The following is an 8,907-nucleotide window of genomic DNA, read 5'->3' as shown; positions in this document are numbered from 1 at the left end:
CCTTCGTATGGAGCTACCGGGGCCGAGCAGGCTGCTTTTCAACAGGCTCACAGGCACTATCTGGCTTTGACCATTTGGGATCGAAATCATGAACGACACACCAGGTGCTGAAAACCAACGATGGACTGTGACCTGCCAAGACGCTGCAGACGGCACTGGTGACATGTTCGTGCCGTTGCCGGATGACCTGCTCAATGAAATTGGTCTTGTTGTTGGTGACACGCTGACCATTGAAAAACAGCCTGACGGCACGATAACCCTGACACCTATTCGGTCATAAGACTGATGCCAGGCCCTGATATTGGGGCCCGGCACAAGACTCTGACTAGGCGTTGAGCTTGATAACGCTAGGTTCAAGGCCCGTGAGGATCAATGCCTTCTGCGTCAGAACGGCTTCACGGAACGAGACGTTCCAGCTCTTATCAACGCGCACGTAACCTTCAGCGATCAGCCAATGAACACAGTGCCCGAAGAACGATTCGTCTTCACTTGGAGGATTCATCTCCGAAAGACCTGATGGACCTGTAACCCAGCCACTGACGACTTCAATCCCTACAGATGAGGCATCAATATCGACAGCCTTTGGGAATGTACTAGCCAAGTAAGTGAAGATTTTGCCTACCACCAGGTTGAAATCTCTAACCTGCGTTAACTCCATAACTCTCTCCATGAATGGTCGTTGAGCTTCCGAGGATGGCCGGAAGCCAGCATCATTATGCCGCAGATCGTCGCAGATTCGGTTGCAACCAGGCCGCTATACATACCGTGATTTTTGGGTAGGAGCTGGGCTTTCCCTAGTCCTGCAGATGAGTTACCCTGCCCTTATAATATTCGCTTAAGGAATAACTAAACTAAATATTCATTTAGTTTAGTTATATCAGGCAATGGCTTTTGCTTGGTCGTACGCCGCTTGCATGGCCAGCCAATTCTGCGCAATCCCTAACCCTGCAAGCTCCAGGCAAGCAGCAAACTCAGCTGTGATCGGTGATTTTTCTTGCAGGATGTTGGATAAGTGCGACCGCGAACAGCCGAGACGTTCAGCGAATTCGCTAACACCGACAATACCCTTTTCGGACTTGAGCGCAGGCACAATGTCTTCGCGAAGCAGCTCGCCTGGATGCGAAGGTTTAAACATAGGCATCTGCATGGTCCTCTAGTGACAGTTTGCTCAGTCGAGTGACTCAGCCTCAGCAATGCCAGTGACGGCACGTCCTCGTGCTGACGCACTGCGGGCGTGCCCTCCCCGGCACTGCCCTGATTATCACACGAATGATTGTCTGCCTTGAAAAAGTAGCTGACGCGCTGCGCTTGTCGGGTCATGAACGGCAGCGCAGCAAGCTGCCCTACCCTTCACGACCTCAAGTTAAACAACCGCTGCGGAAGACTCAGATGCGGACCATCTGGATAACCAGGAGGATTTCAGACTTGCTCGATTCGGTCACCGTTGAACGGAAGATCGAGGGCAAAAAGGACAGCCCTGTTTGTGTTTCTGACGTTTTTTCCTCGGTCAGTCCGCCAAGCATGACTACCTCAGAGTTTCGCATTTGCACATTGGTCGTTAACTGACGCTTAGTCAGCGTCGGGCTGTTATTAACGCCCGTAGTGGTCTGAACAAAATTGGAAAGCTGCTGATCAACAGTCAAATCAACGACCGCCGCGCGGACCTGTGGCGTGATGGTGAAAATCACTCCAGAGCTACGGTATTCAACCGATTGAACGGCCTGCCCAGCACCTTGCGGATAAGACAAAGCACCTAGCACCGGCACCTCGGCACCGACATTGATGGTTGCCTCTTTTCCTGAGCGCACACGCAAGCTCGGCTGACTGACTACCTTGAATCGCGAATCTGAGGATAAGGCCGAGAGCACCGCGTTGAAATCGCCCGTGCTGATACTCACTGAGTTATCGAGTGGATTGCCGGCCAAATTGATAGAAACTTTGCCCTTGAGCAGCGATGCGGCCAACGAGAAAGCCGATCCGTCGCGGTCGCCGGTTTGAACCTCATAAACAGCACTGCGCAACATCACCTCACCTAGCTCAACATCCACCTGCGGCAACAACGATCGAAGGTTTGCAATCTCTGCCTTGCTGCCTACAAAAACGAGCTGGTCAGCATCTCGACTGAGCAAGCTCGCCGCTGATCCTCGCGGCGCAGAGCCGCTAGCCGGGGTTTGCCCTGGAACAGAAATGCCGCGATCCACACTGAATTTGCCCTGGAACAAAGGCGAAAGAGTCTCTGCCAGATAGGCCACATCCCGATAAAGCGGTCGATATAGGAAATACTCACCAGGTGCAGGCGCCGGTTCTTTTTTGGGCATGACCGTTTCGACACCATTTCGCTGAATAACCGAATAGCCGAAGGCATCAAGAAGTCGAACGAAGTCGGCGCGCACCTGGGCGGCTGTACCCTCGACCCGCAAAGATACAGCACGTCGATCCTCGAGGACTTCAGGCGAGAGCATGAAGGGCTTCTTAAATGCATCTGCATAGAAAATCTGAGCGACCTGGCCAATCGGAACTCCATTCAAATCGAACTGGTAAGGAGCCTGTTTATCGGCGGCAAGGACGGGAAAAGACATTAAACACAGCAAAAATAACCGGATCATGGCGCAGCACCACCTGGAAGTTGAACAGATTGGGTGGCCGACGCCGAAGGCTTAGAACCACTGAATGTACTAACTCGCTGGCCATCAAGTTCGCCAGTCATCACACGGCCTGAGTTACGGAAATTACTCGGATGTTCATAGCGAAGGACACCATCGCTGTTTACCAAAACGACCTGCCGCTGACCGTCTACAACGATCTGGCCAGCGATGCGCCAATCGCTTGAAAAGCGCGCAGAAGCAATTGCTGGCTGCGCTGCAGGCGCAGATACACGACTGACAGAAGTCGAACCTGCAGGTTGCTCTGAGATAGTTGCGGGAGAAGTGCCCCGATTGAAAAAATGCAGAACACCCCAAACGGAGCCAATACCACCAAATACAATCATAAACAGGAATACCCAAACCTTCGGGTTTTTCAAAATGTTCTGCCGATCATCCACCTGCACCTCATTACCTGTACCGCCGGCATAAGAGGAATAGAGAGGAAAAATCTCAGGATCATATTTCTTGTTCATAACGTCTACGCGGGCTTTGGCTGTTTGCTTCCAGCCCTCCCACATTTCAACGCGATAAATCTTATGAAGGCCTAGGGATTTGATCTTTGTCGTGCGAAACGAGAGTTCAACGACAAGTTTAAGGGTTCGATTCAGGTCGCTAATGTCCTGAACCATCAATACCAGATCGCACGTAACACCGGTTACTGGGTGTGCATAATGGCGATGCTCACGGAAAAAAATCTTGTGCTCTGTACAGATCTTCTGATCAGTCCCCCAAAACCGCCAAGCCTCATCAATGCAAACCAAGTCGCCGGGCTGAACAAAAGTATGGACCTCTGTGCCGTGAGGAAGGAACTCAGGCTTAAATACATCGTCATTGGTGCAATGAACAACTTCCCCGAGCTTGTCCATAGCGATGCCCTGCTTTTCATGGATATATGCACGGATCGCATCTGAGTCGATACCATCAACGTTAGTAACCACGCGGCGACCTTTAGCAACCGCAGGCACTATAACGGAAACGACACATTCAAAACTTTTGCCCGACCCCATTAGGCCGGTATAGGCATTAATAGGCATTAGCCAATTACCGGGATTCGTCGAATCAGGAAGCGCGTCACCAATGCCGCTATCAGCAATGGAGCACCATTAGAAAAGGCAAACAAGTCAAGAAAGTACCAAGTAGCAGCACCAAGACCCGAAAATGCAGAAGTAAGGCCGGCACCGGTCGGCAGCCATGAAGCCATAACTGAAACCAGCTCAGCTACAATCCAATAAAGCGCAATCATTACAACAAATTTGACCAGGACGCCGCGAACAAGCCAGCCCAGTAGCGCATTACCAGCGGAGAGCAATATGCCAAACATAATTCACCTCAGGCCGAAAGGACGATAAACAGGGCTGCAATTATCCAGGCAACCAAACTGCCATTGTAAAGAGGCCCGCGAACCTCCTCGAATAGCGTGCATTGAGCATCCATGCGGACACGAGTATGTAAGACCGCAATATCAAACTCAGGCTTTGGGCACTCGCCCTGGTGCGCTGGTACTTGGAAGTTTTTTAAGTCAGGCATCAAATTTGTAATGGGTGCAAGAACCTGAGCCCCTGTTGGAGTGTCCTCCAGGTTAGGAGAGCCAATTCCAGGATCAATTCCCAAATCAAGCGGAGGCGACCCCTCAGGTGCAGTTGGGATACCAGGGGTAGGATTCGTGACCTGACCAGGAGTAGAAACAGGAACAGAACCCGTAGAGGGATTAATAGGCGATGCTACAGCGTCAGCCACAGTCGGATAAGAGCTTGGATTAGCCTGTTGCCATGCTTGCACATCAGCAGAAGTAACAGGATCAGTGTAAGAATACGGCAAGCCTTGATAGCCAGCCTGAGATGCAGCTTCCTGCCAATATTTATTGGCGGCGTCAGCAACTATTTGAGGGTTGACCGGCGAGTTTAGGGTATCAGCGGGAATTGAAGCCGCTGCAATCTCGGCGGGCACTCGGGTTAAATCACCGTCACCTGGTTCGGCTACCGGAGTACCTGGCTGAGTCGTCGGATACCCGTATGGGCAATCCGATGCACTGATAGGACCGCAATTTGGGTTAGGATCAACACAGCCAGGATTGCCGGTCCATGACGAGCCCCAAACCAACGTGGTAGAGCCTCCTGAGCCGCTGAGGTGCCCACAAACAGCCTCCGCGCTGCCAGTGCAGATCTGCGGTTCACCAGGCCAGGTATAACATTTGCCTGCTTCTAAGCCTGGATCAATAGCAGGAGAACCACCACCTTCGACGGTGACAGTTCCGTCATCCTCAAAAATCCACTTATAAATAGAGTCTGCAGCGAGCGAAATCGCAGCACTAGTAACAGCACCCACCGCGATAGTAAGCCACAGCGGCGCACCTGCTGCAGCCACCGCACCTCCAGCAGCAATAGTGAGTGCCGAGCCAACAGCGGCAAGAGTTGCATTAAAGCGCGGATCATTGGCGGCAAAGCCTCTCTTAAGAGCCTTCTGTTCCAAAACGCCGCCTATAGCATTACCAAACTTTTGCGAAAATGCCGGGGCTGCAGAGGCGAACAATGGAGTAAGTAGCAGAGCAAAAAGCAAAGCCTTTTTAGCAAAGAACAAGAAAGCTAACTTTTTCATAAATCATTATCCGCATATCCAGTGATTGCCGCCCAGGCGCAAAGAAGGCCAAAGACGAACATGAGCAAGTACCAAGCGTCATTGGTTGTCACTATTTCAACTTCCTATAGGCGAAAAAAAAGGGCGCGCCAAGGCAACGCCCTTTAATCAGTCGTTATTAACGACCGCGAATCATGCCGAGGACCATGCTCGCTGCTTTAGAGGTGGCATAGATAGTGGCCAAGACAGCACCGATTGCCAGAATGCCCGCAACCACATCTGCGGCGGTGAAGGCACCGGTAATTTCGGTCAGGTCAATTGCTGCAGACGCGGTCTGCGACGCAGTGACACCGACAATGGCGGCAGTGAAAACAGCAGTGGAGAGAGCGTTTTTAACTTTCATCGTAGTTATCCTAACAAAAACCGGCATCCGGCCGGCACGGCTTCCCTCATCGACGACGTATGAGGTTTAAGATCGTGCCAACACCACGAGCAGTCAGCCAAAAAAGCAGAGTTGTACCAAAGGCAAAAGACCAGAAAGCGAATGCCTGAGCATAGTCAAATGGCGCAGCTGCAGCTTGAACAGCGGAAAACTCAGAAGGTGTTAACAAAACAAAGGAGGTGCATGGTGTTTCTTGAGTGACAATCACAAAGCCGTTTGCATCTACATTCGTGCAAACCGCCATGGTTAACTTGCCTTAGGTGCTTGGGCGGAGTTAACCCGACGCCCTTGACGCGGGTCTACATCAAAGCTCAAGCGCCCATCGCGCACGTCAGCAATAATGTCGCATTCGTAGGTGCCAACTGGCGGGACCTGATTAGGCATCTCTGCGTAGAAAGAAGCTTTCTGCGGATAAGGAACATTAGGCAGGTGAACATAAGCCTCAAACATGCAATAAGGCTTACCACTTTTCGCAGCAGTACCACTACGATGATTGCCGGTTACTTCAACAAGAATAGTGTTAGACACAGTATTGCCCTCTCTCAATGTTGGAAAGCCTGGGACGGTGCCGGGCTTACGATATGCCCAACTGGGCACAGGAATTTCAGGATTTCGCCTGAACAAATAGCGTGTTAGTAACCAAGCCACTCAGCAATGGAAGTGGTGCCATGTTCCTCGCTAACCAAGAACCACTGTTTTTCAGGCTTGGCGCCCTGCTCTTTACGAGCGTCCAGGACTTGAATTACCTGCATGACTTGATCATTTAGCACAGGGCTCATAAAGGCTTTAACACGCTGCTGCTGCTCAAGCATTTGACGCTGCCGAGATGAAAGGTGCGAGCCAACAAAGTTGAAGGTTTTCATGCGGCCACCTGTTGAAGATGGTTAGGCCGACGATACCAAGTAGGAATTGGCAGGGCAGCTTTGGTGACTTCCCGACACTGCCGGACAAAGACAGGTGCAAAACGAGACGTATCACAAGCGTTCCGAATATTGATGCCGATCTGATTCAAACGAGCAGCATGAGTTTCAAAAGCCCGCTTAGACAGGCCATGAGCGCTTCCGTGCATCCAAAGCATAGCCTGAGCAGCAGTAGCATTAGCAGACTGCCTGCTAGATACAACTTGTTCCTCAAGCAACTTATCTGCAATGGTCATCATATCCATGGCCGTCACCTTCATTCGTTCGTCTATGGCAAGAAATTCTTTGTGTATTTCAATAAAGCGGGCTTCTTTAAAAAGACCCCAATAGGCCAGCCCTTTGCGCTTCAAAAATTCTGCTTTTAGCTCTTGTTCCATACGAACTACGCCATTTGCGGCGCAGTAATCACGAACCTGGACTACATACTTAAACTCATCGGAGTTTTCACCAAATTCGCGCTTAATCTTTGGGAGCAGGTTCTGATCCATCTCAAAAGCCTTGTCATAAGCCTTTCTATACTGGAGCCGACCGCCCTTCCCATTACCCTTTGGCGTCCAGGCAACTGTTCTGCCATTCGGATACAAAAAGCCAATGCTGTGTTCGATACGCTGAGAAGAAACACCACGTAAGTAAGCAAGAGCATTGCCCTCACCAACTGCAACGTTCGAAGTCAAGTCAATACGGTGAATCACTGCACCGTCAGCAACCAAATCACCGGCTTTACCACCTGACGCACCATCACGAAGCAACACTTCGCTGCACCGCGTGAAAGGAGGCAGACCGTATTGAGCAAGCAAAGCGTTATAGACCGAGATGCACTGATCAATAGTTGCGAAGCCGAAAAGGTTGTCCAGCCGCCCTACTCTGCTTGGGTTTCCATCAACTCGCACATTGCGGCCGGAGACATGAATGGTGACGGACGTTGAGTAGCTTTCTCGATGTACAAAACGCGGGGATTTGGTGCTCAAAACCTCGTCAGTGGTCACATCCACAGTGAGGCACATGACATGGCCAACGATCGGCAGATCATGCTGATGCTCCTGCGATACCGTTAACCAATCAATAAACATCACAATTCCTTGTCAATACCGGAATACCGGTAAGCGAATGCCGGTATGCTAACCATTCAACATGCCATAAAGCAAGCAATTCAATACCGGGATAACGGAACTGGACATTTGAACAGTATTTACGATCTAGGCACTATGAAGAGCCAGAGCGAGCGGACCATGGTTTTCAGTGAGAACCTGAAGAAATTCAGGAAAGCTCGGGGCCTCACACAACCCCAAGTCTGGGGCCCTGCGGGTATCGCGAAGTCGAGCTACACGTCCTACGAAGCCGGATCGCAAATGCCATCCGCTGAAAAGGTCGTTGAGCTGGCTAAAGTCTTGGGCGTCACAACCGACGAGCTGCTGCTAGGCGAGGAAGAAATGACGGTATCCGAGGACCTTAAGCCCATCTTAAAAAGATTCGACCAATTACCCCCGGAGCTCAGGAATCAGGCACGTATAGCCCTGAAAGGTGTGCTGTACGGCTTCGAACAGGAAGCGCTGAAGTAGTCGAAACCGAAGATGTCTTCGGTAAAGTGGGGGTGTAACAGCACCCCCACCCGGCTCGGCCGGAAAGCCGGAATTTCTCCCTGATTGCACCAGGGCGAACAGGCGTTTTTCGCGGGCGCGAAAACGTATAGCCGGAATCTCTCCCCATTGGGCATTGGTCACGTAAATGTACATTTCCGTGACTAATGAGGCGTTTGTTATCTGGTGCTTTGCTTAGGGAACATGCAGGCATCTGCGACGACCTAACTCGATTTAGTGGCTAAATTGAGTGTCCAGACTAATACCTGCCCTATCGACTTCCTACCGCAATCTCTCCCTGATTATCAAATAAAAATGGCAATTATTGAGCGCGGCCAAGTTCATAGCCGCAATCTCTCCCTGTTTGAACCGTAGCGACGGCTAATTTTCGCGGACGCGAAAACGCACAGCCGGAATCTCTCCCTGTTAGGGCTGAATCAAAGATCAAGGATGGCTTTGCAAGCGTCCTGCAGGGCCTCTAAACGAGCATCGAGGTCGGCTGATTCTCGGTCGATCTGGAGTAGCCTAGAGCGCGCCTGGCGCAGCTCAGCAACGATCTTTGGGTAGTCATCGAGGACGTGGCAAACCGCGTCAAGCGGCTCGCGCGAAGGCGCATAGAGGGTGGCCAGTTTGACCAGGTGCGAGGGGATTTCGAGGGTGGTTCGCATAATCGACGTTACATTAAACCAGCCGCGGAGCGTAGCTAGTTTCCGCAGCCGGCTCAACGTAACGTCGGTTCATTATGCGCA

The 8,907-nt window shown here is 51.3% G+C and carries 14 protein-coding genes; 2 read left to right on the top strand and 12 right to left on the bottom strand.

Translation table 11 applies throughout. The features are described from left to right. The first annotated feature begins 88 nt into the window (after positions 1 to 88). The gene (locus ACLEJU_RS28395) at positions 89 to 280 is read left to right on the top strand and encodes an AbrB/MazE/SpoVT family DNA-binding domain-containing protein (RefSeq protein WP_435425544.1); all 192 of its coding nucleotides are present in this window, start codon (positions 89 to 91) and stop codon (positions 278 to 280) included. Positions 281 to 325: 45 nt separating this feature from the next. Here ACLEJU_RS28395 and ACLEJU_RS28390 read toward each other — a convergent pair whose 3' ends face one another. The 11 genes from ACLEJU_RS28390 to ACLEJU_RS28340 all read right to left on the bottom strand — a co-directional run bounded on the left by ACLEJU_RS28390 (position 326) and on the right by ACLEJU_RS28340 (position 7,651). Continuing rightward, positions 326 to 658 (bottom strand): hypothetical protein, encoded by a 333-nt coding sequence (locus tag ACLEJU_RS28390; protein WP_435425543.1) that lies wholly within the window; start codon positions 656 to 658, stop codon positions 326 to 328. Between the two features lie 219 nt (positions 659 to 877). Continuing rightward, the gene (locus tag ACLEJU_RS28385; RefSeq protein ID WP_435425542.1) at positions 878 to 1,141 is read right to left on the bottom strand and encodes a HigA family addiction module antitoxin; all 264 of its coding nucleotides are present in this window, start codon (positions 1,139 to 1,141) and stop codon (positions 878 to 880) included. 244 nt (positions 1,142 to 1,385) lie between these two features. Then, a complete protein-coding gene (locus ACLEJU_RS28380) occupies positions 1,386 to 2,606 on the bottom strand; it encodes a type II secretion system protein GspD (RefSeq protein ID WP_435425541.1) in 1,221 nt (406 codons plus the stop codon). Further along, positions 2,603 to 3,679, bottom strand: coding sequence for a zonular occludens toxin family protein (locus tag ACLEJU_RS28375; protein WP_435425540.1), 1,077 nt, complete (start codon positions 3,677 to 3,679; stop codon positions 2,603 to 2,605). Before ACLEJU_RS28375 ends, ACLEJU_RS28380 begins: the two co-directional genes overlap by 4 nt. Continuing rightward, the gene (locus ACLEJU_RS28370) at positions 3,679 to 3,966 is read right to left on the bottom strand and encodes a DUF2523 family protein (protein WP_435425539.1); all 288 of its coding nucleotides are present in this window, start codon (positions 3,964 to 3,966) and stop codon (positions 3,679 to 3,681) included. The genes ACLEJU_RS28375 and ACLEJU_RS28370 overlap by 1 nt, the downstream gene beginning before the upstream one ends. A gap of 8 nt (positions 3,967 to 3,974) precedes the next feature. After that, entirely contained in the window at positions 3,975 to 5,240 is a 1,266-nt protein-coding gene (locus tag ACLEJU_RS28365; protein ID WP_435425538.1) for a hypothetical protein, read from the bottom strand. Between the two features lie 157 nt (positions 5,241 to 5,397). Beyond that, positions 5,398 to 5,622, bottom strand: coding sequence for a hypothetical protein (locus tag ACLEJU_RS28360; protein ID WP_435425537.1), 225 nt, complete (start codon positions 5,620 to 5,622; stop codon positions 5,398 to 5,400). A gap of 46 nt (positions 5,623 to 5,668) precedes the next feature. Continuing rightward, positions 5,669 to 5,905: a hypothetical protein gene (locus ACLEJU_RS28355; protein ID WP_435425536.1), complete on the bottom strand. Its 237-nt coding sequence runs from the start codon at positions 5,903 to 5,905 to the stop codon at positions 5,669 to 5,671. Between the two features lie 2 nt (positions 5,906 to 5,907). Then, positions 5,908 to 6,189 carry a propanediol utilization protein gene (locus tag ACLEJU_RS28350; RefSeq protein ID WP_435425535.1) on the bottom strand — a complete coding sequence of 94 codons (282 nt, stop codon included), beginning with the start codon at positions 6,187 to 6,189 and terminating at the stop codon, positions 5,908 to 5,910. 104 nt (positions 6,190 to 6,293) lie between these two features. Beyond that, on the bottom strand, positions 6,294 to 6,524 hold the full coding sequence (locus ACLEJU_RS28345; RefSeq protein WP_435425534.1) for a hypothetical protein: 231 nt from the start codon (positions 6,522 to 6,524) through the stop codon (positions 6,294 to 6,296). Further along, a complete protein-coding gene (locus tag ACLEJU_RS28340) occupies positions 6,521 to 7,651 on the bottom strand; it encodes a phage/plasmid replication domain-containing protein (protein WP_435425533.1) in 1,131 nt (376 codons plus the stop codon). Before ACLEJU_RS28340 ends, ACLEJU_RS28345 begins: the two co-directional genes overlap by 4 nt. A 45-nt stretch (positions 7,652 to 7,696) precedes the next feature. On the opposite strand from ACLEJU_RS28340, the gene ACLEJU_RS28335 reads away from it, so the two are divergent. Then, complete coding sequence (locus ACLEJU_RS28335) at positions 7,697 to 8,140, top strand: helix-turn-helix domain-containing protein (protein WP_435425532.1); 444 nt, start codon at positions 7,697 to 7,699, stop codon at positions 8,138 to 8,140. 455 nt (positions 8,141 to 8,595) lie between these two features. On the opposite strand, the gene ACLEJU_RS28330 is transcribed toward ACLEJU_RS28335, so the two are convergent. Continuing rightward, positions 8,596 to 8,826, bottom strand: a complete 231-nt coding sequence (locus tag ACLEJU_RS28330) for a hypothetical protein (RefSeq protein ID WP_435425531.1) — start codon at positions 8,824 to 8,826, stop codon at positions 8,596 to 8,598. Between the last annotated feature and the right edge of the window lie 81 nt (positions 8,827 to 8,907).

The organism is Pseudomonas sp. SMN11 (genome assembly GCF_052041945.1).
Lineage (GTDB): Bacteria > Pseudomonadota > Gammaproteobacteria > Pseudomonadales > Pseudomonadaceae > Aquipseudomonas.
This window is presented reverse-complemented; position numbering and strand designations above follow the sequence as displayed.